The sequence below is a fragment of the Microbacterium sp. Marseille-Q6648 genome (assembly GCF_943181415.1).
Lineage (GTDB): Bacteria > Actinomycetota > Actinomycetes > Actinomycetales > Microbacteriaceae > Microbacterium.
The window spans coordinates 573,960-594,129 of record NZ_CALPBZ010000002.1 but is presented as its reverse complement, the minus strand read 5'-3'; the positions used below and the strand labels follow the sequence as shown (position 1 = coordinate 594,129).

The window sequence follows — 20,170 nt, the reverse complement described above, 5'->3', positions numbered from 1 at the left end:
CGCGGCATCCGCCCCATCGATCGGTACAGCGGATGCCGCAACCTGGCGCGGCGACATCCCCCGAACCCGCTGCGCACTCCGCTCCCGTGTCAGCTCGCGGCGCCTGGACCCCACCGACGCGCCACCTCGCGGCATCCGCGCTATCGATCGGTACAGCGGATGCCGCAACCTGGCGCGGCGAGGTCCACCGAACCCGCTGCGCACTCCACTCCCGCGTCACCTCGCGGCGCCTGTTCCCACCGACGCGGCAGCTTGCGGCATCCGCGCCAGCTCGCGGCGGGTAGATCCCACCGCCGCGCCACTTCGCGGCGTCCGCGCCATCGATCGGTACAGCGGATGCCGCAACCTGGCGCGGCGACGACAACCGAACCCGGCGCGGCGACGACCGCCCGAACCGGTGCGGCCCCGCGCTCACGCAACCGCCGCGCTAAGGCCCGCTGACCACGATCGACGCCGTGCCGTCGGGGAGAACGGTGATGTCGGCCGTGACCGCAAAGCCCACGTCTTCCGACACCCCGTACACCGCGCCGTCGAAGAGGGATTGCACGTCGACGTCCAGGTGGGCGACGGCCTCGGTCGCGGGGATGCGCCAGCCGGCGCCGTCGGGCACGACGTCGACCTTCGGATACGTCTTGATCGACCAGTCGGGCAACGACACGACGCGGTCCTGCAGCACGAAGCCGAACGGGCACGCGGTCGGCTGCAGCACCTCCTGGGATGCGCAGTCGGTGAGGAACTCGTTGACGCGCTCCTGTACGACCTCGACGAACTGGTCGGTCGCCTGCGCCTGCACGGTGACCGACACGTTCTGGAACGGGCTGTCCGACAGCACGACGACTCCCGGTGTCGCCGAGATCGCGGTGTCGACCGCGACCGAGTACACGCCGGGCGAGAACACCAGCAGGGGCACCGCGGCTGTGGGATCGGCATCCACCCCGTCGACCGACACCTGACGCTTGTCGATGGCGAACCCGTTGACGTCGAAGCTCATCGATCCGCGCACGGTGAGGTCGAGCACCGCGAGCGGGCTGGTCGCGAACCGCCATGTCGGTGCGACCCCGATCGAGCCGGCGCGCTCGACCGCGAACGTGGTCGTGCCGTCGTAGCCGGCGGCGCGGTACTCCGCGGTCACGCGCGTCACTCCGGTCTCGGCATCGGTGGTCTCGGCGACGACATCGACGCCGCTCAACTGTGCGAGGGCGTCGCGACGCAGCAGTGCCTCGGATGCCGTCGCCGGCAGTCCCGCCTCCTCCAGAGCGGCGGAGTCGACAGCCACGCCCGGGATCGCGAGCGCGTCGGCCGCTCGGCCGTCCACCAGGAGGCCGAGGTAGCGCTCGACGAACGCGGTGGGGCTGTAGAGCTCGCGGTAGAGGTAGCCGACCGACGCCCAGACGGCGCCTGCGAGCAGGGCGAACAGCACGCCGAGGATCGTCAGATACGCACCCAGCCCCAGGCGGCGCTTGCGCGGCGCGGGGGTCGGGGCGCTGGAGGCGACCGGCGTCGGGCTCGGCGCGACACCCGCGGGCGCCGATGCGCGCGCGGAGAAAGTGCCCACCGCCCCTTGGTCCACGGGGTCAGTCTAGAAAACCCCACCTGAGAATCGGCAGGTGCTACCGCCGATTACCATGAACCGGTGACCAGGCCGCCGCTCTCGCCCGAACAGGAGGCGGTCTACCGGCTCATCGAAGACACCCGCGAGCACGTGTTCGTCACCGGACGCGCCGGAACCGGCAAGTCCACGCTGCTGCAGCACCTCGCGTGGAACACGTCGAAGCAGATCGCCGTGTGCGCGCCGACCGGGGTGGCCGCCCTCAACGTCGAGGGGCAGACGATCCACTCGCTGTTCCGCCTGCCGATCGGGCTCATCGCCAACACGCAGCTCGACCAGTCCGACGCCACGCGGAAGATCCTCAACGCCATCGACACCCTCGTCATCGACGAGATCTCGATGGTCAACGCCGATCTCATGGACGGCATCGACCGCTCCCTGCGCCAGGCCCGCGGCCGGCGATCCGAGCCGTTCGGCGGTGTGCAGATCGTGATGTTCGGCGACCCGTACCAGCTCGCTCCGGTGCCGCCGCGAGGGGACGAGTTGCGGTACATCCGCGACCACTACCGCTCGTTCTGGTTCTTCGACGCGAAGGTGTGGAACGGCGAGGCGGCCAGCGACGGCATCCTCGATGTCGGGTCGTACGGTGCCGACCTGCAGGTGCGTGAGCTGATCGACATCCACCGGCAGTCCGATCAGTCGTTCAAGGCCATGCTCAACGCGGTGCGCTACGGCCGCGTCACCGCCGACATCGCGCAGATCCTCAACGACACCGGTGCGCGCACGCCCCCGGATGCCGCGGACGACGAGCCGCCGATCATCACGCTGGCCACCCGCAACGACATCGTCAACGCGATCAACCGGCGCCATCTCGACGCGCTGCCGGGGCGGCTGCAGACAGCCGCTGCCGAGGTCAACGGCGACTTCGGACGCGGCGAGGCCGCCTACCCCGCCGACGCCGAGCTGCGGCTCAAGGTCGGCGCGCAGGTCATGTTCCTGCGCAACGACACCTCGTCGTTCGGCGAGCCGCCGCGCTGGGTGAACGGGACGATCGGCACCGTCACCCGCATCGCCGGCGAGTCGGTGCGCGTCGAGATCGACGGTGAGGAGGTCGACGTCGAACCGGCGGTGTGGGAGAGGTTCCGCTACGCCTACGACCCCGGATCGAAGTCGCTCAGCCGCGAGATCGTCGCGGAGTTCACGCAGTTCCCGCTCCGACTGGCGTGGGCGGTGACGATCCACAAGTCCCAGGGCAAGACCTACGACCGTGCGGTCATCGACCTCGGTTCCGGCGCCTTCGCGCCCGGTCAGACGTATGTCGCTCTGTCGCGCCTCACGTCGCTGGACGGGCTGTACCTCTCCCGGCCGCTGCGGCCCAGCGACATCCGCGTCGACCCGGACGTTCAGCGCTGGATGGCCGAGATGCGCGCGGCGCGACCCCCGGCATCCTGACCCGGGTCAGGCGACGCGCACGCGCTTGGCGGCCGCGAGGTCCTCGAAGAGCTCGGTGTTGAAGCGGTAGGCCAGCAGTACCTCGTCGATCACGCGCTCCTGCTCGGCGGCATCCCATGGAGCGGCGTCCAGCTGCTCGCGGTAGACGTCCTTGAACGCCTTCGGGTCGGCGATGTCGTCGAAGAGGTAGAAGCCGATGCCGTTGGTGTCGAACCCGAACCGGCGGGCCATGAGGCGGCCGATGAACAGCCCGCCCGACAGGTCGCCGAGGTAGCGGGTGTAGTGGTGGGCGACGAAGCCGCCGGGCCACGTGCGACCCACCTCGGCGATGCGCTCGACGTGGCGGGGGGTGGTCGGCAGCGGCTCGATGCGCTCCCGCCAGTCGTGTCCGACGAGGTAGGCCAGGTCGGCCTCGAGGGCGGGCAGGCGCGTGAGCTTGTCGGTGATGAAGACCCGCGCGACCGGGTCGTCCTTCATCTCGGATGCCGCACGCTCGAGCGCGTCGTAGATGAACCAGTGCTGGGCGACGAGAGCCACGTAGTCCTCGCGCGTGCCCTGGCCCTCGACGAGATCGGACATGAACCCCGCTGACTCGCTGGAGGAGTGCGCGCGGCTCGATCGCTCGCGCAGCGCGGCCGAGAACGGGGTCGGGTCACTCATGGGGCCATGATAGGCGAGTTAGGACGTCCTAACCTAGCCTCGGATCGCTGCGACGGCGCACGACCGCCGAGGGTCACGCGTGCGGACGAGGCTCGACGTCCAGGCGCCGGCAGGCCTCGTCGTACAGGGCGACCACTTCTCGCCGCACCTCGGGTCGCGCCGAGATCGGACCCCCCGGCCACGGGATCGAGACGTCCGACTCCGCCCCGTCGGGCCGCCGGGCGCGCCACCTTCCGGCATCCCCGTCGAATCCCGTCATCGTCGCCCACACCGCGTCGGGCTCGGCGAATGCGCGCACGATGAGCAGGTTGTCGCCGACGTGGTCGGCGTTCATGTGGCGGAGGACCCCCGCCAGAGCGGCCTCGTCGAACTGGTGCGGCATCCTGCCAGCTTACGAGTGCGCGCACCGCGCGGGACCGGGGTGCGGCCACCGGGGCGCGTGCGCACGCCGCCCCCGCGTGCGGGATTCTCACGCACGCGGGTGGCACGTGCGCACGCGCCCCCTGCAACCGGGCGGGACCAGGGTGCGGTGCCCAGGGGGCACGTGCGCACGCCGCCCCGACGTGCGGGATTCTCACGCACGGGGGTGGCAGGTGCGCACGCGCCCCCGCAACCGGGCGGGACCGGGGTGTGTTTGAATCGGTACGCACCAATTCGGGGAGTGATATGCCGGTTCGACCCTCAGTGCGGCGGGCAGCCGTGGCGATCAGCGTGGCCTTCGGGCTCGTGATCGGTCTCGCTGCGTGCGCTCCCGACCAGTCGGTGTCGATCGACGTGCCCGAACAGGTCGACGGCGCGTTCCCCGAAGAGACGCAGACGCAGCTGCAGGATGCGGTGTCCCGCGCGATCACGGCGACGGGGTCCACCGGCGCCATCGTGGGCGTGTGGGCGCCGTGGAGCGGCAGCTGGGTCGATGGCGTCGGGACGACGACGCCCGGCGGCGCCGAGGTGTCCGCCGACATGCAGTTCCGCGCGGGCAAGGTCACGCGCGCGATGACGTGCGACGTGTTCTACGAGCTCGTCGACGAAGGCGTCGTCGGCCGCAACGACGAGGTGGCCGAATGGGTCTCGGGTGCGGCCGACCTCACCGACGTCACCCTCGAGATGCTGTGCGACAACACCAGCGGGCTGGCCTCCTACTCGAGCAAGCTCCTCGGGCTGTGGCTGTCGAACCCCGAGCGGACGTGGGTGCCGCTGGAGCTCGCGAGCTACGGTCTCGGGCAGGGCCGCGTCGCCGACCCGGGCGCGCAGTACACCGACTCGGACTCCGGGTATCTCCTGCTCGGCCTCGCGCTCGAGAACGCATCGGGCGAGCGGATGCCGGCCCTCATCGAGAAGTACGTGACCGACCCGCTCGACCTCGAGAACACCTATCTCGCCGCCGGCCCCACGGAGGCCCCCCAGCTGAACGGTCTGCGCTCGCCGCGGATCGAGGGCGTGTGGAATTGCGCCGAGCCCACCGACGTCACGCCGGTCTCGCTGACCACCGGCTACAGCGACTCCGGCGTCATGACGAACGTGACCGATCTCGCGCGCTATGTCCGGGCGCTCGCCACCGGTGCACTCACCGGCACTCAGCGCTTCGAGGACGGACGACCGCCGTCGCGGTCGTCGTCGTCGTGGTTCACGGCTGCCGGCGGCGCGTTCCAGGCGGGTTCGCTGGTCGGTCAGCACGGTTCGGTCCCGGGTTACATGACCGCGGCGTATGCCGATTCCGAGTCGGGCCTGACCGTCGTGATCGTCCTCAACAACTCGTCGGCGACGCCCAATCACGTGACGTGGCTGGCTCTCCAGCTCGCCGCGATCGCATCGAAGGCGCCCGCCGCGTCGGGGCAGGAGACCCCGAGCGCGGGTCTGCCGTGGACTGCCGAGCAGTTCGCGCAGCCCATCGCCGAGAACGCCATCTGCTCCGCGCCGTCCGAGTGACGTCCCGGGAGTGAGCGCGCGCGCGGGCAGCACCCCCGCCGTCCTGCTGGTCGTCGCCGGTCTCGCCTGTCAGGAGATCGGCGCGTCCTTCGCCGTGCTCCTCTTCCCCGAGGTCGGCCCGCTCGGGATGGTCATGCTGCGGCTGGTGTTCTCGTCCCTCCTCCTGCTCGCCATCGCGCGGCCGCGGCTTCGCGGTCACGACGCGGTCGCCTGGCGCTCGGTGGTGTGGTTCGGTGTCGTCCTGGCCGTGATGAACGGCCTGTTCTATCTGGCGCTGGAGCGCCTCGCGCTGGGCGTGACCGTCACGATCGAAGTGCTCGGGCCGCTCGTGCTCTCGATCGTCGCGAGCCGCCGACGGTCCGCCTGGGTCTGGGCGGTGGTCGCTTTCGTCGGAGTCGTCGCACTCGGCGGCGGAGGATGGGATCGCCTCGACCCGATCGGGGTGCTCTTCGCTCTGGGTGCCGCGGCGAGCTGGGCGTTCTACATCCTGGCGTCGGCTCGTGTGGGACGGGAGTTCCCGAAGCTCGACGGTCTCGCCCTGGCGATGACGGTCGGCGCGCTGCTCGCCCTGCCCTTCGGGATCATGGATGCCGGAGGCGCACTGCTGCGGATCGACCTCGTCGCGCTGGGCGCGGCCGTCGCGGTGCTCTCGTCGACCATCCCGTACGCGCTGGAGCTGTTCGCGCTCCGGCGCCTTCCCGCCGCGGCGTTCGCGATCCTCATGTCGCTGGCCCCCGCGACCGCGGCGCTCGCCGGATTCGTGCTGCTGGGCCAGCACCTGACCTGGCTCGAACTGGTGGGGATCGCCCTGGTGATCGTCGCGAGCATCGGAGCGGTCCGCGCATCGACGCGGGCTGCGCGCCGCACGGCGGAGCCGCTCGGATGAGAAGGGTTCGCAGCCGTTGAGAGCGATCGTGATGGATGCCGTGGGTCAGCCGCTCTCGGTGCGCGACGTTCCCGATCCCGCCCTCCCGCCCGGCGGGGTCGTCGTCGAGGTGCGGGCTACCGGGCTGTGCCGCAGCGACTGGCACGCGTGGGCGGGACACGAAGACATCGCCCTGCCGCACGTTCCCGGCCATGAGCTCGCCGGCGTCATCGTCGGCGTCGGCGCCGGCGTCGAGCGGTGGTCGCTCGGCGATCGGGTCACCGTCCCGTTCGTGTGCGGCTGCGGCCGGTGCGAATGGTGCCGCACCGGCCAGGCGCAGGTGTGCCCGGATCAGGAGCAGCCCGGTTTCACCCACTGGGGCTCGTTCGCCGAGCTGGTCGCGCTGCACGCCGCCGACACGAACCTCGTCGCCATCCCCGACGGTGTGTCGTTCGAGGCCGCGGCGGCGCTCGGCTGCCGGTTCGCGACGGCGTACCGCGCGCTCACGGCGCGAGCGCGGGTGCGCGCCGGCGAGTGGGTGACGGTCGTGGGCGCGGGCGGCGTCGGCCTCAGCACCGTCATGATCGCGCGGGCGCTCGGTGCCCATGTGGTCGCCGTCGACCGCACCAGCGCAGCCCTCTCGGTGGCGCGAGCGCTGGGAGCCGAGCACGTCGTGCTCGCCGACGGGGCGGACGTCCCCGCTCGGGTCCACGATCTGATCGGCGGCAGCCACATCTCGGTGGACGCGGTCGGCAGCGAGCAGACGTCGGCCGACGCGGTGCTCAGCCTGCGGCGCCGGGGTCGGCATGTGCAGGTCGGCTTGCTCCCCTCGCCCACCGGGCTGTCCGGCATCCCGATGGCGCGGGCGATCGCGTGGGAGCTCGATATCCTCGGCAGCCACGGCATGGCGGCCGCGGACTATCCCGGCATGCTCGCGCTCATCGAGAGCGGCGACCTGCGCCCGCAGGATCTCGTCGAGCAGGTGGTCGGGCTGCAAGAAGCGGCCGCCCGGCTGCCGCTGCTCGACCGGGCGGCCCCGGCCGGCATGACGATGGTCGACCCCCGGCTGCCCTGACCCTCGGGCGCGGGGGTGCGGGGTGGCGTGGGCTCCGCGAGCCCCGGAATCCGCCGCGAGACGCGGGATCGCAGGTGAGACGCGGGATCGTGGAGGCCGCCGGCGGCGCGGTGAGCCCCGGCATCCGGTGGGACAGGGGATCCGCCGCGAGACGCGCGGCGTGGCCCTCGGTCTCGCGGCAGACACCCGGTCTCGCGGAAGGCACCCGGTGTCGGATGCTGCGCGTCAGGTGCGGCTGACGATCAGATACCGCTCGTCGGAGGTGGGGCCGCCCCAGTAGCGGGGGTCGTCGAGGATCCGCAGGTCGACGTGGCTCCGGAAGCCGCCGACGAGCGCGACGCCTTCGTCGGCCGTCAGCCCGACCCCCGTGTGCCATCGACCCTCGACGAGGATCAGCACGCCCGTCGGAGTGAGCAGTCCGAGCCAGTTCTGCAGGGCTGCGGCGGGATCCGGCATCGCCCAGAGGACGTGGCGCGAGAGCACGACATCGAACGATCCCGCCGGCAATGGTGGGTGGGCGGCGTCGCCCACGGTGAAGGTCGGCTTCGGGTTCGTCGTCCCGGCTTTCTCGCGCGCCCGGCGGATCATCTCGGGCGAGAAGTCGACACCGGTGACCGCGTGTCCGCCCTCGTCGGCAAGCAGGATCGACAGCGTGCCGGTCCCGCAGCCGAGGTCAACCACCTTCAGCCCACGGTCGTGGATCAGAGGAAGCAGCAGGTCTGCCCATGCGCGACGGACCTCCGGGTCGTGCAGCCCGTGGTCGGCAGCCTCGTCGAAGTGTTCCGCTTCGGCATCCCAGAGAGCCCGCGCATCATCCGTCATCCGCTCATCCTTCCAGCCGTGCCGCGCACAAGCCCCGACGTGCGTGTTCTCTCGTCCTCCCGCGGGGACGGACAAGGTCTTCGCGCACGTCGTGCTGACCCGCGCCTAGGGTTACGCCATGGCTGGAAGCGTCGAGGGGGAGGAGTTCTTCTCGCCGGACGAGTCCGCCGTCGCCATCTATCGGGCGCTCGCGGCGCCGCTCGTGGCGCGCGAGGATGTCGCCGTGAGGGTGACGAAGAGCCAGGTCGCCTTCCGGGCCCGACGCGCGTTCGCCTTCGCATGGGCGCCGGGGCGGTACGTGCGCAGCGTGGCGCCGGTCGTCGTCTCATTCGCTTTGCGGCAGCCGCTCTCGTCGCCGCGGTTCAAGGAAGTCGCGCACTCTTCAGCACGGGTCTGGATGCACCACGTGGAGCTGAAGACGGTGGACGACGTCGACGAGGAAGTCAGAGCGTGGCTCAGGGCGGCTTATGCGGAGGCGCGCTGACCGGACTCGAGGAGCGGACGCCTCACGCCTCCAGCTGCGCGAGAAGCTCGATCGGCTCGGTGCCCGAGAACTCCACGATGCGGCCCTTCGCGATGCGGTACATGCCCCATTCGGCGACGTTCGCGCGTCGGCGAGTGGCCGCGATGCCGCGGAAGGGCCCGAGGTGGGTCCCGCTGCCGCGGAGGTGCGCCGCGACGCGGTCGTCTTCGACGATGAGCTGGATGCGGCGCCACCGCCAGTCCGGGAACGCATGGAACAACTCGGCCAAGTCGTCGATCCATGCATCGGCGCCTCCGGGCAGGTGCGCGCGGCGCACGGCGGGGTCGACGAGCGACCGGATGGCATCCAGGTCGTGTCGGTTGCAAGCGTCGAGGTAGTCCGCGTACCACTCGCGCATCTCCCACGGCTCCACCAGACCATTCTCGGTGACGCCTCGCAGGGGCGATCCCGGTGATCGCTACAGTGATCCGCATGACACCGAAAGACCTGCGCTTCGAAGCGCCGATCGGAGTGAACGTCAAGGGCGAGATGTGGTCGTGCGTCGAGATCCCTTCGTCGGTCGACTTCTTCGGGACCGGGAAGTCCGTCCGGGTGGATGCCGAAGTCGACGGCATCCGGCTGGAGAACGTCGGAGCAATGGTGACGGGCACAGGCGGCCACATGATCTCGCTCAGCGCGAAGGTGCGGAAGCAACTGGGTAAAGACGTGGGCGACATCGTTCGCGTCGCGGTCGCGCCGCACTCGCCGGCGCGCTGAGGCGGGCGACCCGTGGGGCGCGTGCGCACGCTTCACCGGCAGCCGCCTGGGCAGCCTGCCGCGTGGGGCGCGTGCGCACGCTTCACCTGCAGCCGCGTGGGCAGCGAGCCGCGTGGGGCGCGTGCGCACGCTTCACCTGCAGCCGCGTGGGCAGCGAGCCGCGTGGGGCGCGTGCGCACGCTTCACCTGCAGCCGCGTGGGCAGCGTGCCGCGCGGGCAGCGTGCGCACGCCTCACCGGCAGACGCGTACCCGGTGACCCTCGAAGCCGACCACGTCGCCGAGCTGCAATTGCCGGCCGCGGCGGCGATCGACCTCGCCGTTGACGGTCACGTAGCCGTCGATGATCGCTTCCTTCACGTCTCCGCCCGAGTCCAGAAGCCCCGCGAACTTGAGGAACTGCCCGAGGCGTATCGCCTCGCCGCCGATGGAGACGTCGTCGATCGCAGCCGGGTTCACCATCCCCGAATCGTATTCGAGACGACCCGTTCCGGCCCGACCCCCGCGCGAAAGGCCCGTCGCATCGCTTTAGGCGGCACGAGGGCCTTCAGAGGGGCTGACGGGAATCGAACCCGCGCTGTCTGCTTGGGAAGCAGAAGTTCTGCCATTGAACTACAGCCCCGAACGCCGCGTTACGGCGCCCGGACAGCATAACAGCCCCGCCCGGATAGGCTGATCGCGTGCTGCTGAGCGACAGAGACATCCGGGCCGAGATCGAGGCGCGACGCATCGGACTCGACCCGTGGGACCCGGCGATGGTGCAGCCCTCGAGCGTCGACGTGCGCCTCGACCGCTACTTCCGGCTCTTCGACAACCACAAGTACCCCTTCATCGACCCGGCGAAGGATCAGCCGGAGCTCACCCGCCTCATCGAGGTCGAGCCCGACGAGCCGTTCATTCTGCACCCGGGCGAGTTCGCGCTGGGTTCGACCTTCGAGCAGGTGTCGCTGCCGGACGACGTCGCCGCGCGCCTCGAGGGCAAGTCATCCCTCGGCCGCCTCGGCCTGCTGACCCACTCCACGGCCGGCTTCATCGACCCCGGCTTCACCGGGCACGTGACGCTCGAGCTGTCCAACGTCGCCACGCTGCCCATCACCCTGTGGCCCGGGATGAAGATCGGTCAGCTCTGCTTCTTCCGCCTGTCGTCTGCGGCCGAGAACCCCTACGGCTCAGGACCCTACGGCAACCGCTACCAGGGACAGCGGGGGCCGACGGCATCACGTTCGTTCCACAACTTCCATCGCACCGACGTCGGTTCGACGGATGCGGGTTCGCGCGGCAACTGACCGCTCCGTCGCGTGCGGCGGGTCTACACTCGCGCCATGGGGCGAATCCGGCCGATCGACCTCGTTGACGTCCTCGTCTACCTGGTCGTGCTGGGGCTTTTCATCCAGTTCGCCCCCCAGGTCATCTCGGAGTCCTTCGCCCTCGCGCTCCTGACGGCGATCCTGCTGAAGGCGATCCTCGAGGTGGTCCTCGTCGCCAAGAAGGCTGCGGTCGGCAGGCTCCGCACGGCGCAGACACCGGCGACCCGCGTGCTCGGGGCGCTCCTCCTGCTCGCGGTGATGGCCGGCAGCAAGTTCATCGTCCTCGCCGTGACCGACATCGTCTTCGGAGGCGCCGTCCAGCTGGGCGGGTTCTTCGCCGTCACCGCGTTGATCCTCAGCCTCATCGCCGCACGGGCGTTAACGAGACGGCTGCTCGTGGGCGAACCCACGAGCAGCCGGTAAGTGGTGTGTCAGGCCTTGCGCTTGATGAACTTCAGCAGCCAGACGATCACGCCGATGACCAGCAGGACCAGGCCCAGCCACAGCAGGAACTTCACGGCCTCGACGAAGATGCCGAGGAGCAGCAGGACGATTCCGACGATGATGAGGATAGTAACGAGTGCGGGCATGAACCCAGCTTCGCACTGGCCGTGCACTCGATCGGGGCCCTTGACAGGCGGCTTCCCGGCCGGGTAAAGACCCCGCGAGGATCACAACTCCTGCATGTCGCGGCTCGCCGCGCGCCGTGCACGGCGGGAATCCGCGGGGAATCGGGGACCTGCCAGCCGGGCGGCACTCAAGGTGCAGGAGTTGTGATCCTCGGCGGCCGGCGCCCGCCGGGCCGCACTCGAGGTGCAGGAGTTGTGATCCTCGGCCGGCTGGCACCCATCGGCCGGACGCCGCTCAGTGCGCGGTCTGCACCCCGACCAGGTCGTGCACCAGCACCGCTGCGGCTCGCGCGCCCTGACCGGCGGCGACGATGAGCTGCTGCGGGCCGGGCGCGGCGGCGTCGCCGGCGGCGTAGAGACCGGGCATCGTGGTGCGGCCGGATCCGTCGACGACCAGATGACCGTCGGGGTCGCGCTCGGCCTCGACCGCGCCGAGGAAGTCGAGCGCCGGATGCCACACCGGCCGCACGAACCCGCCCTCGACCGCCACCACACGCCCGTTGCCCAGCCGTACGCCGGTGACCGCGCCGCGCTCCCCTTCGAGATCCGCGATCCCGGATCGCTCGACGGTGATCCCGGATGCCGCGAGCTCGGCCTCTTCGACCGTCGACACCACGTCGGCGCCGTTCGTGAACACCGTCAGGCGGTCGGTCCACCGGGCGATCAGGCGGGCGCGGGCGGCCAGGTCGGGGGTCTCGCCGATGAGCGCGAGCGGACGGTCCTGCAGCTCCCACGCGTCGCACGCCGCGCAGCTGAAGATCGACATGCCGTAGTACGACCGCAGGTTCGGAATCGTCGGCAGCGTCTCTCGCAGGCCGGTGGCGACGAGGACCGATCGGGCGGCTACGGCCGGGGGCGTGCGCGGCGTGCGGGCGTTGATGCCGGCGACGAAGCGCAGCCCGTCGGTGCCGGGGTGCGGGCGCAGGCCCGACACGACGGCGCGCTCGATCACGTGCACGTTCGGGTACGCAGTCAGCTCGGCGCGGGCGAGCTTGCGCAGCTCCAGCGGCGAGACGCCGTCGCGGGTCAGGAAACCGTGCGACCGCAGGGTCGCGGCGTTGCGCGGACGGCCGGCGTCCACCACGACGACCGACGCGCGGGCGCGACCGAGGTTCAGCGCCGCCGAGAGCCCCGCGGGGCCGCCGCCGATGATGAGCGCGTCTACCTCGGTGCTGGTCGCGGCGGGGTGCGGGTCAGTCATGGCCTTCCGCCTGGGGAGGCAGCTCTGCGATGACGGGGTGGTCCTTGGCGATCACGCCGACCTTCGCGGCGCCCCCGGGCGAGCCGATGTCGTCGAAGAACTCGACATTGGCCTTGTAGTAGTCCTGCCACTCATCGGGGAGGTCGTCTTCGTAGTAGATCGCCTCGACCGGGCAGACCGGCTCGCAGGCGCCGCAGTCCACGCACTCGTCGGGGTGAATGTACAGCGAGCGTTCGCCCTCGTAGATGCAGTCCACGGGGCACTCGTCGATGCAGGCGCGGTCCTTGACGTCGACGCAGGGAAGGGCGATGACGTAGGTCATGACTCGATCAGTGCTCCCGAACGGGAGATCGCCACCTGCTCGTCGCGCGGTACGACCTTGACGCGCTCGCGCGTGTGGCGATGGGTCGCGCCGAGCTCGCGTTCGTGGGCGTCGAGGGCGCGCCAGCCGTCCCACGTCGTGTAGGCGACGTCGCGCTCGCCGAGAAGGTCGAGCACGTCATCCGCGACCGCGGGAGCCGCGAGCAGCCCCGACTGCGCGTCGGACACGAGGTGGGCGATGGTCTCCATCGCGTCCGACTTGGTGTGGCCGATGAGGCCCACGGGCCCGCGCTTGATCCAGCCGGTGGCGTACAGGCCCTGCAGTGCGGTGCCGCCGTCCTCGGCCGTCGCCGCAGAGGCGGTGTCGGTCACCCGGCCTTCGACGTTCGGGACCACGCCGCGCACCTCGTCGAACGGCGCTCCGAGCACGGGCGTGCCGAAGTAGCCCACGGCGCGGTAGACCTGCTGCACGGCGATCTCGCGGTACTCGCCGGTGCCGATGACGCTGCCGTCGCCGGTGGGAGCGGTGCGCTCGAAGCGCACACCCTCGACGCGGTCGGCGCCGATGACCTCGACAGGCGAGTGGTAGAAGTGCAGGTGCAGGCGGCGGCTCGCGCCGGTGCGCTCGCGCGTACGCCAGCTGTTCATGACGCGCAGCATCACCTTCAGCTGGTTGTTCTTGGCGTCGGCGGGGTCGGCGTCGCCGAAGTCCTCGTCGTGGACGATGATGTCGACGTTCGGCACTTCGCCGAGCTCGCGCAGCTCGATGGGCGTGAACTTGATGTCGGCGGGACCGCGGCGGCCGAAGACGTGCACGTCGGTGACGCTCGAGGCCTCGAGACCCCCGAGCACGTTGTCCGCGATCTCGGTCGAGCGCAGGTCTTCGGGGTGCTTCGCCAGCATGCGGGCGACGTCGAGGGCGACGTTGCCGTTGCCGATGACGGCGACCTCGGGTGCATCCAGCGGCCACTCGCGCGGCACGTCCGGGTGGCCGTCGAACCAGGCGACGAAGTCCGCAGCGCCGTACGACCCGGGCAGGTCGATGCCGGGGATGTCCAGGACGGCGTCGCGGATCGCGCCGGTGGCGATGATGACCGCGTCGTACCGTTCGCGCAGCTCGTCGAGGGCGATGTCCCGGCCCACCTCGACGTTGCCGATGAAGCGGATCGAACCGGCATCCAGCATCTCGTGCAGCGAGGTGACGATGCCCTTGATGCGCGGGTGGTCGGGGGCGACGCCGTAGCGGATCAGGCCGTAGGGCGCCGGGAGCGACTCGAAGAGGTCGATCGCGACCGAGCCGCCGGCCTCGGCGACGGAGCCCGAGAGGATGTTGCCCGCGTAGATGCCGGCGGGGCCCGCGCCGATGATCGCGACGCGCAGATTCGCAAGGGACGAAGGGGTGTGGGTCACAGCGAAGGGGCCTTTCGAGGGGTGCGCCCGCCGGGTGCGGCGAGCGGATCGAACGAAGAGAGATCGAGGGTGGCCAGCTCGGCCGGGGCGTACGGGCTCAGCCGCACGACATCGCCGACGACGACGACCGCGGGCGAACGCACGCCGCGCTCGGCGGCCTGCGCGGCGATGGTCGCGAGGGTGCCGACGGTCACGCGCTGTCCGGCGCCGAAGCCGTCCTCGACGACGGCGACGGGGCAGTCGAGCCCGCGCTCGCCGCGCGCGAGGGTCAGGGCGGAGTGCGCGAGGGTCCCGACGCCCATGAGCAGGACGACGGTGTGATCGGCGCCGCCGCCGATCTCGCGGATCTGGTCGTGGCCCGTCGCGACGGTGAAGGCGGTCGCGACACCACGATGCGTGAGGGGGATGCCGGCCACCGCCGGCACCGAGATGGCGCTGGTGATGCCCGCGACGACCTCCACCTCGACCCCCGCCGCCTGGCAGAATGCCAGTTCTTCGAGGCCGCGGCCGAAGATGTACGGGTCGCCGCCCTTGAGGCGCACGACGCTGCGACCCTCGCCGGCCAGCTGCGCCAGGAGAGCGTTGATGTTGTCCTGGGGTACGGCGTGGTGGCCGGGGAGCTTGCCGACGTCGACGACCTCGGCGGTGAGGATGACACCCTCGGCGGCGAGGCCGTCGAGCACGGCACGGGCGCCGAGACGGTCGGCGACGATGACGTCGGCCCGCTCGAGCGCGCGGAGTCCGCGGACGGTGAGCAGGCCGGGGTCGCCCGGCCCCGCTCCGACGAGCCACACCTTGCCGGTCGCGGCGGTCATATCGCCCACTCCGTGCCGCCCGAGAGGCCCGCCTCGGCGACCCTGTCGCGCACGATGCCGGCCGCGAGGGTCGCGCCGTCGGTCGGGTGGATGACGAGGAACGATCCGCCGTGCCGGTTGTCGGCGTACGGCTCGACCGGCAGGTCGGCGGCCAGGCGCAGTCGCACCCGGCCGATGTCGTTCGTCGCCAGCGCTTGGGCGGGCTCGTGGGTCAGCGCGTCGAGGTCGTAGCGCGACGAGACGTCGGCGACGAGCGCCTGTACGGTCGTCGTGCCGTGCTTGACGAGCACGCGGGCTCCCGGGGCGAGCGTGCGCCGGTCGAGCTGGAACAGTTCGGCGTCGATGTCGCGTCGTCCGTCCGGCAGCGTACCGGCCGCCACGACGAGGGCGCCGCGCGCGGCATCCACATCATCGGCCAACTCCAGCGAGACCGACTGCGGCGCGACCGCCTCGTCGGCTTCTTCGCCCGCGATCCGGATGCCGGTCACGGTGGTGGCCACCCGCGAGGGGAAGACCTCGACACGGTCGCCGACGCGCACGGTCCCCGACGCGATGCGTCCGGCGACGGCGCGGTAGTCGCGCAGGCCCTCGGCGGCGACGGGGTCGGCGGCGAGCTCGGGCGACAGTCCGCCCTGGGGGCGCAGCACCAGCTGCACCGGCAGGCGCAGCGGCTCGTGCTCCTGGTCGAGCTCGTCCGCGCCGGGGAGCGTCTCGAGCAGCTCGAGGAGTGCCGGACCCGCGTACCAGGGGGTCCGCGGCGACCGCTCGACGATGTTGTCGCCCTCGAGCGCCGAGACCGGCAGCACGTGCAGGTCTTCGATGCCCAGTTCGCCGGCCACCCGGTGGGCGTCGGACGACACCGTGGCGAAGGTGTCGGCGTCGAAGCCGGTGAGGTCGATCTTGTTGACCGCGACGATCACGTGGGGCACCCGCAGGAGCGCGACCACCGCGAGGTGGCGCACCGTCTGCTCGACGACACCCTTCCGCGCATCCACGAGGACGACGACCGCGTCGGCGGTCGTCGCGCCGGTGACCATGTTGCGGGTGTACTGCACGTGGCCGGGGCAGTCGGCGAGGATGAACGATCTCGAGGCGGTGGCGAAGTAGCGGTACGCGACGTCGATCGTGATGCCCTGCTCGCGCTCGGCGCGAAGGCCGTCGGTCAGCAGGGCGAAGTCGAACTCGCCGTGCGCGAACCCGCGCTCGGCGGAGGTGCGTGCGACCTGCTCGAGCTGGTCGGCGAGGATCGCCTTGGAGTCGTGCAGCAGCCGCCCGACCAGCGTGGACTTGCCGTCGTCGACCGAGCCGGCCGTGGCGAACCGGAACAGCGTCCCGGTGGAGAGGGTCGCGGGCATCAGAAGTATCCGTCCTTCTTGCGGTCTTCCATGGCGGCTTCCGACAGGCGGTCGTCGGCTCGCGTGGCACCGCGCTCGGTGAGGGTGGAACGCGCGACCTCGGCGACGATGGCGCGGATGTCGGCGGCGTCCGAGTCGACGGCGCCGGTGCAGCTCATGTCGCCGACGGTGCGGTAGCGCACGGTGCGGACCTCGACGGACTCGTCTTCGCGCGGCGGCGAGAACTCCCCGACGGGGCGCCACATGCCGTCGCGCGCATACACCTCGCGCTCGTGCGCGAAGTACAGCGGGGGCAGGGCGATGCTCTCGCGCTCGATGTAGCGCCAGACATCCAGTTCGGTCCAGTTGGAGATCGGGAACGCCCGCACGTGCTGCCCGGGAGTGTGGCGGCCGTTGTACAGGCTCCACAGTTCGGGGCGCTGGTTGCGCGGGTCCCACTGGCCGAACTCGTCGCGCAGCGAGATGATGCGCTCCTTGGCGCGGGCCTTGTCCTCGTCGCGGCGGGCTCCGCCGAAGACGGCGTCGTGGCGTCCCGTGGCGATCGCGTCGAGCAGGGGCAGCGTCTGCAGCGGGTTGCGGGTGCCGTCGGCGCGCTCCTGCAGGCGGCCGTCGTCGATGTAGTCCTGCACCCGCGCCACTTCGAGACGGATGCCGAGACGGGCGACCGTCTCGTCGCGGAAGCGGATCACCTCGGGGAAGTTGTGCCCGGTGTCCACGTGCAGCACCGGGAACGGCACCCGCCCGGGCGCGAAGGCCTTCGTGGCCAGGTGCAGCACCACGACGGAGTCCTTGCCGCCCGAGAACAGCAGCACGGGACGTTCGAACTCGGCGACGACTTCGCGGATGACGTGGATTGCCTCCGCCTCGAGGATGTCGAGGGTCGAGAGGCGGCGCTTCGTCTCGTCGCTGCGCTCCTCGCTCAGCGTCCGGGGGGCCGTGGTTTCTGAGATCGTCATACGTGGAGCCCGCATTCCGTCTTCGAGAGACCGGCCCAGCGGCCGGCTCGGGGGTCTTCTCCGGGTGCGACCGGCTTCGTGCACGGCTCGCAGCCGATCGAGGGGTAGCCGTTGGAGACCAGGAGGTTGACCGGCACCTGGTGGGCGCCGGCATAGTCCAGCAGGTCGTCGAACGTCCATGCGGCGACGGGGTTGACCTTGACGAGCCCGTTGCGCTCGTCCCACGTCACCAGAGGGGTGTTCGCCCGCGTCGGAGCCTCTTCGCGGCGGACGCCGGTGAACCACACCTCGTAGCCGCCGAGCGCGTCCTGCAGCGGAGCGACCTTGCGGCGCGCGCAGCACAGGGCCGGGTCGCGCTCGTACAGCTTCGCGCCGAACTCGGCGTCCTGCTCCGCGACGGTCTGCTCGGGCAGCACGTCCACGATGCGCACGTCCAGCGCCCGGCCGACCTCGTCCCGCGTGAAACGCGTCTCTGCGAAGTGGTACCCGGTGTCGAGGAACAGCACGTCCACACCGGGCAGCTGCTCGGCGACGAGGTGGGGAAGCGCGGCGTCGGCCATCGAGCAGGCGACGGCGAGGGCATCCACTCCGAAGTTGCGGGCGACCCATGCGACGACTTCGGCGGGGGACGCCTCGTCGGCGGCGAGGCTGTGCAGCTCGCGCTCGCCCTGCTCGGCGAGCGCCTTCAGCTCGTCTCGCGTGCGCTTGACAGCGGTGCGCGGGGCCAGCGACACGGTCATACCAGGGCCTCCTCGTCGGCACGGTGCGCCCACTGCGCGAACGTCTCGTCGATGCCGGAGTCGCGCTCGTCGAGGAAGCGGCGCACGACGCGGTCGACGTAGTCGGCGATGCCGTCGGCGGCGACCTTGAGGCCGCGGACGGTACGGCCCAGGCCCGCCTCGTCGCGGTCCTGCGATGCCAGTCCCCCGCCGAGGTGCACCTGGTAGCCGGGGACCTGCTCGCCGTCGATCGTGACGAGCTGTCCCTTGAGGCCGATGTCGGCGGTCTGGATGCGGGCGCACGAGTTCGGGCAGCCGTTCACATGCAGCGAGATCGGATGCGGCAGCTCGAACTGCTCGAGGCGCTTCTCGAGGTCGAGGACGGCGGCGGTGGCGTAGGCCTTGGTCTCGACGATCGCGAGCTTGCAGAACTCGATGCCCGTGCACGCGATGGTGCCGCGGCGGATGAGGCTCGGCCGAGCCGACAGCCCGAGCCCGTCGAGTCCGGCGATGAGGGATTCGACGCGGTCCTCGGGGATGTCGAGGATGACGATCTTCTGGTGGGGCGTCGTGCGGAGGCGGGTCGAGCCGTGCGCCTCGATGAGGTCTGCGAGGTGGGCGAGGATCGGACCCGAGACGCGGCCGACGATCGGCGTGGCACCGACGTAGAAGCGGCCGTCCTTCTGGCGATGCACGCCGACGTGGTCGCCCGGGGTCGGGGGCTTCGGGGCGGGCGGGCCGTCGGGGGGCGCGTAGCCGAGGTACTCGTCCTGCAGCACCTGCCGGAACTTCTCGGGGCCCCACTCGGCGAGCAGGAACTTCAGACGCGCCTTGTCGCGCAGCCGCCGGTAGCCGTAGTCGCGGAAGATCTGCGCCACCCCGTGCCACGCCTCGGCCACCTGCTCGGGGGCGACGAAGGCACCCAGGCGCTCGCCGAGCCGCGGCGAGGCCGAGAGGCCGCCGCCGACCCACAGGTCGTAGCCGATGCCGAGCTCGGGGTGCTCGACGGCGACGAAGGCCACGTCGTTGATCTCGTGGACGACGTCCTGGCTCGGGTGCCCGGTGATGGCCGACTTGAACTTGCGGGGGAGGTTCGCCAGCGACGCGTCGCCCAGGAACCGCGAGGTGATCTCGTTGATCTGCGGGGTCGGATCGATCAGTTCGTCGGCCGAGATGCCGGCGACGGGGGAGCCGAGGATCACGCGGGGGACATCGCCGCACGCCTCGGTGGTGCCGAGGCCCACAGCCTCGAGTCGTCGCCAGATCTCGGGGACGTCCTCGACGCGGATCCAGTGCAGCTGGATGTTCTGGCGGTCGGTGATGTCGGCGGCGTCGCGGCCGAACTCCGACGAGATGCCGGCGATGACGCGCAGCTGCTCGGTGGTCAGCTGTCCTCCGTCGATGCGCACCCGCATCATGAAGTACTCGTCTTCGAGCTCGTGCGGTTCGAGTGTGGCGGTCCGGCCGCCGTCGATCCCGGGCTTGCGCTGCGTGTAGAGACCCCAGACGCGGAAGCGCCCGTGCAGGTCGGTGGGATCGATGGAGGCGAACCCGCCCTTGGAGTAGATGTTCTCGATGCGCTCGCGCACGCTCAGGCCGTTGTCGACCTGCTTCCACTCCTCGTTGCCGTTCAGCGGCGTCGTGCCGTCGATCTTCCACTGGCCGTTCGGCTTGGACGAGGGGCGAGGTGGACGAGCGCGCGCACCCTCCGCGCGGGGCGCGGGGGAGCCGGTCGATGTGTCGCTGATGGTCACGGTGGCCTCCGTCGTCTCCGGGCATGCCCGGCGCGGACTCCGTCGAGTCCACTCCACGAGAGTAGGCAACCGTTTCTGAGTGGGGGCCGTCAGGCGTCAAGAGGCGTTAACGGCCG

General features: G+C 71.0%; 23 protein-coding genes and 1 tRNA gene. 8 read left to right on the top strand and 16 right to left on the bottom strand.

Going from position 1 to position 20,170, the window contains the following annotated elements; translation table 11 throughout:
- Nucleotides 1-427: 427 nt before the first annotated feature.
- The gene (locus tag NFR93_RS10245) at nt 428-1,555 is read right to left on the bottom strand and encodes a hypothetical protein (RefSeq protein ID WP_251452934.1); all 1,128 of its coding nucleotides are present in this window, start codon (nt 1,553-1,555) and stop codon (nt 428-430) included.
- A gap of 78 nt (nt 1,556-1,633) precedes the next feature.
- Here NFR93_RS10245 and NFR93_RS10240 point away from each other — a divergent pair, with 78 nt between their 5' ends.
- The gene (locus tag NFR93_RS10240) at nt 1,634-3,001 is read left to right on the top strand and encodes an ATP-dependent DNA helicase (protein ID WP_251452931.1); all 1,368 of its coding nucleotides are present in this window, start codon (nt 1,634-1,636) and stop codon (nt 2,999-3,001) included.
- Nucleotides 3,002-3,007: 6 nt separating this feature from the next.
- Here the strand turns inward: NFR93_RS10240 and NFR93_RS10235 are convergent, their stop codons facing one another.
- Nucleotides 3,008-3,661: a biliverdin-producing heme oxygenase gene (locus NFR93_RS10235; protein ID WP_251452928.1), complete on the bottom strand. Its 654-nt coding sequence runs from the start codon at nt 3,659-3,661 to the stop codon at nt 3,008-3,010.
- 73 nt (nt 3,662-3,734) lie between these two features.
- Nucleotides 3,735-4,043, bottom strand: coding sequence for a DUF2470 domain-containing protein (locus NFR93_RS10230; protein WP_251452925.1), 309 nt, complete (start codon nt 4,041-4,043; stop codon nt 3,735-3,737).
- A 317-nt stretch (nt 4,044-4,360) separates the two neighbouring features.
- Between NFR93_RS10230 and NFR93_RS10225 the strand changes: the two genes are divergently transcribed.
- Genes NFR93_RS10225 through NFR93_RS10215 form a run of 3 tightly spaced genes read left to right on the top strand, consistent with a single transcriptional unit; the run spans nt 4,361 to nt 7,527 of the window.
- Complete coding sequence (locus tag NFR93_RS10225; RefSeq protein WP_251452923.1) at nt 4,361-5,587, top strand: serine hydrolase domain-containing protein; 1,227 nt, start codon at nt 4,361-4,363, stop codon at nt 5,585-5,587.
- A gap of 10 nt (nt 5,588-5,597) precedes the next feature.
- Nucleotides 5,598-6,473 carry an EamA family transporter gene (locus NFR93_RS10220; RefSeq protein ID WP_251452921.1) on the top strand — a complete coding sequence of 292 codons (876 nt, stop codon included), beginning with the start codon at nt 5,598-5,600 and terminating at the stop codon, nt 6,471-6,473.
- Between the two features lie 16 nt (nt 6,474-6,489).
- Nucleotides 6,490-7,527, top strand: coding sequence for an alcohol dehydrogenase catalytic domain-containing protein (locus NFR93_RS10215; protein WP_251452918.1), 1,038 nt, complete (start codon nt 6,490-6,492; stop codon nt 7,525-7,527).
- Nucleotides 7,528-7,752: 225 nt separating this feature from the next.
- Here NFR93_RS10215 and NFR93_RS10210 read toward each other — a convergent pair whose 3' ends face one another.
- Entirely contained in the window at nt 7,753-8,349 is a 597-nt protein-coding gene (locus tag NFR93_RS10210; protein WP_251452916.1) for a class I SAM-dependent methyltransferase, read from the bottom strand.
- 118 nt (nt 8,350-8,467) lie between these two features.
- Here NFR93_RS10210 and NFR93_RS10205 point away from each other — a divergent pair, with 118 nt between their 5' ends.
- Nucleotides 8,468-8,833, top strand: a complete 366-nt coding sequence (locus NFR93_RS10205) for a DUF5655 domain-containing protein (RefSeq protein WP_251452914.1) — start codon at nt 8,468-8,470, stop codon at nt 8,831-8,833.
- Between the two features lie 22 nt (nt 8,834-8,855).
- Here NFR93_RS10205 and NFR93_RS10200 read toward each other — a convergent pair whose 3' ends face one another.
- Complete coding sequence (locus tag NFR93_RS10200; RefSeq protein ID WP_251452911.1) at nt 8,856-9,245, bottom strand: ester cyclase; 390 nt, start codon at nt 9,243-9,245, stop codon at nt 8,856-8,858.
- Nucleotides 9,246-9,304: 59 nt separating this feature from the next.
- Between NFR93_RS10200 and NFR93_RS10195 the strand changes: the two genes are divergently transcribed.
- Nucleotides 9,305-9,589, top strand: coding sequence for a DUF1905 domain-containing protein (locus NFR93_RS10195; RefSeq protein WP_251452908.1), 285 nt, complete (start codon nt 9,305-9,307; stop codon nt 9,587-9,589).
- Nucleotides 9,590-9,821: 232 nt separating this feature from the next.
- Here the strand turns inward: NFR93_RS10195 and NFR93_RS10190 are convergent, their stop codons facing one another.
- Nucleotides 9,822-10,049: an RNA-binding S4 domain-containing protein gene (locus NFR93_RS10190; RefSeq protein WP_251452905.1), complete on the bottom strand. Its 228-nt coding sequence runs from the start codon at nt 10,047-10,049 to the stop codon at nt 9,822-9,824.
- Between the two features lie 89 nt (nt 10,050-10,138).
- Nucleotides 10,139-10,209 (bottom strand) — tRNA-Gly (locus tag NFR93_RS10185).
- Nucleotides 10,210-10,267: 58 nt separating this feature from the next.
- Here NFR93_RS10185 and dcd point away from each other — a divergent pair.
- Together dcd and NFR93_RS10175 are read left to right on the top strand one after the other, a co-directional pair.
- Nucleotides 10,268-10,873, top strand: coding sequence for a dCTP deaminase (dcd, locus tag NFR93_RS10180; RefSeq protein WP_251452902.1), 606 nt, complete (start codon nt 10,268-10,270; stop codon nt 10,871-10,873).
- 36 nt (nt 10,874-10,909) lie between these two features.
- Complete coding sequence (locus NFR93_RS10175) at nt 10,910-11,317, top strand: hypothetical protein (protein WP_251452899.1); 408 nt, start codon at nt 10,910-10,912, stop codon at nt 11,315-11,317.
- Between the two features lie 8 nt (nt 11,318-11,325).
- Here the strand turns inward: NFR93_RS10175 and NFR93_RS10170 are convergent, their stop codons facing one another.
- The 9 genes from NFR93_RS10170 to NFR93_RS10130 form a co-directional block, all read right to left on the bottom strand.
- On the bottom strand, nt 11,326-11,484 hold the full coding sequence (locus NFR93_RS10170; protein ID WP_251452897.1) for a hypothetical protein: 159 nt from the start codon (nt 11,482-11,484) through the stop codon (nt 11,326-11,328).
- A 274-nt stretch (nt 11,485-11,758) separates the two neighbouring features.
- On the bottom strand, nt 11,759-12,724 hold the full coding sequence (locus NFR93_RS10165) for an NAD(P)/FAD-dependent oxidoreductase (RefSeq protein WP_251452895.1): 966 nt from the start codon (nt 12,722-12,724) through the stop codon (nt 11,759-11,761).
- Nucleotides 12,717-13,046, bottom strand: coding sequence for a ferredoxin (fdxA, locus tag NFR93_RS10160; protein ID WP_251452893.1), 330 nt, complete (start codon nt 13,044-13,046; stop codon nt 12,717-12,719). The genes NFR93_RS10165 and fdxA overlap by 8 nt, the downstream gene beginning before the upstream one ends.
- Nucleotides 13,043-14,455 carry an FAD-dependent oxidoreductase gene (locus tag NFR93_RS10155; RefSeq protein WP_251452891.1) on the bottom strand — a complete coding sequence of 471 codons (1,413 nt, stop codon included), beginning with the start codon at nt 14,453-14,455 and terminating at the stop codon, nt 13,043-13,045. The genes fdxA and NFR93_RS10155 overlap by 4 nt, the downstream gene beginning before the upstream one ends.
- Entirely contained in the window at nt 14,452-15,270 is an 819-nt protein-coding gene (gene cobA, locus NFR93_RS10150) for a uroporphyrinogen-III C-methyltransferase (RefSeq protein ID WP_353049910.1), read from the bottom strand. Before cobA ends, NFR93_RS10155 begins: the two co-directional genes overlap by 4 nt.
- The gene (locus tag NFR93_RS10145; protein WP_251452889.1) at nt 15,267-16,625 is read right to left on the bottom strand and encodes a sulfate adenylyltransferase subunit 1; all 1,359 of its coding nucleotides are present in this window, start codon (nt 16,623-16,625) and stop codon (nt 15,267-15,269) included. Before NFR93_RS10145 ends, cobA begins: the two co-directional genes overlap by 4 nt.
- On the bottom strand, nt 16,625-17,581 hold the full coding sequence (cysD, locus tag NFR93_RS10140; RefSeq protein WP_251452887.1) for a sulfate adenylyltransferase subunit CysD: 957 nt from the start codon (nt 17,579-17,581) through the stop codon (nt 16,625-16,627). The genes NFR93_RS10145 and cysD overlap by 1 nt, the downstream gene beginning before the upstream one ends.
- On the bottom strand, nt 17,578-18,321 hold the full coding sequence (locus NFR93_RS10135) for a phosphoadenylyl-sulfate reductase (RefSeq protein ID WP_251452884.1): 744 nt from the start codon (nt 18,319-18,321) through the stop codon (nt 17,578-17,580). Before NFR93_RS10135 ends, cysD begins: the two co-directional genes overlap by 4 nt.
- Nucleotides 18,318-20,054 (bottom strand): nitrite/sulfite reductase, encoded by a 1,737-nt coding sequence (locus NFR93_RS10130; RefSeq protein WP_502846278.1) that lies wholly within the window; start codon nt 20,052-20,054, stop codon nt 18,318-18,320. The genes NFR93_RS10135 and NFR93_RS10130 overlap by 4 nt, the downstream gene beginning before the upstream one ends.
- Nucleotides 20,055-20,170: the final 116 nt, after the last annotated feature.